Raw genomic sequence first — 760 nt, 5'->3', positions numbered from 1 at the left:
GACGCCGCCTTTTTTCAAAAAGGCGGCACCCAAAAACTTTTCTTATTTTTTATCAATGCGTTGTTTTCAAACAATCTTTAAGGGATGTTTGCAAAAACAGCGCCAAAGACAGGCAGTTTTTTAAAAACTGCCTGAAAGCTTATATGGTTTTCCCGCAGGTCTGTTCCACAGGACCTATGCCCCGGCCGGTTTTGCGAAACGGCTGAATTCCTGCATGACCTGATCATAGATCGACCGTTTGAAACCGACATTAAGCCGTGACATGTCGCAAGCAGGCACCCATTGCCACATGTCGAATTCGGCCGGCAGATGCGTGTCGAGGCGTATATCGCCATCGTGTCCTGCAAAGCGCAGGGCAAACCATTTCTGTGTCTGTCCCCGGAATCGACCGCCAAGTGCCTTGCCAATCAGGTGATCGGGCAGGTCATAGCTGATCCATTGCGGATATTCGCCAATGATGGTGGCGTGATCGGTACCAATTTCTTCCATCAGTTCGCGCATCACCGCCTGTCGTGGGGTTTCACCGTCATCAATGCCCCCCTGCGGACATTGCCATACACCCTCTGTAACGGGACCACCTGCGCCGGGCATGTCGGTGCGACGCGCCATCAGCACTTCGCCCCGTGCGTTGAACAGCATGGCCCCCACATTGGGACGATAGGGCAGGTCGGATTTATTGATGCTCATGGATGTGCGGGCACGGAAGGTGTGGCAGGCGGCGTGGCCGGTGCAACAGGGGCGGAGGGCGTTGCCGGTGCTG

At 54.7% G+C, this 760-nt stretch carries 1 protein-coding gene; it reads right to left on the bottom strand.

From position 1 onward, the window contains the following. Positions 1-174: 174 nt before the first annotated feature. Positions 175-687 (bottom strand): RNA pyrophosphohydrolase, encoded by a 513-nt coding sequence (locus B7G66_RS08190; protein ID WP_003621016.1) that lies wholly within the window; start codon positions 685-687, stop codon positions 175-177. Between the last annotated feature and the right edge of the window lie 73 nt (positions 688-760).

This window comes from Novacetimonas hansenii JCM 7643, assembly GCF_000964405.1.
GTDB lineage: Bacteria > Pseudomonadota > Alphaproteobacteria > Acetobacterales > Acetobacteraceae > Novacetimonas > Novacetimonas hansenii.
The sequence above is the reverse complement of the archived record's forward strand: the minus strand, read 5'-3'. Positions and strand labels throughout refer to the sequence as shown.

Coding starts and splice junctions, on each gene's coding strand:
- B7G66_RS08190 (WP_003621016.1), bottom strand. CDS start 687: ATGAGCATCAATAAATCCGACCTGCCCTATCGTCCCAATGTGGGGGCC.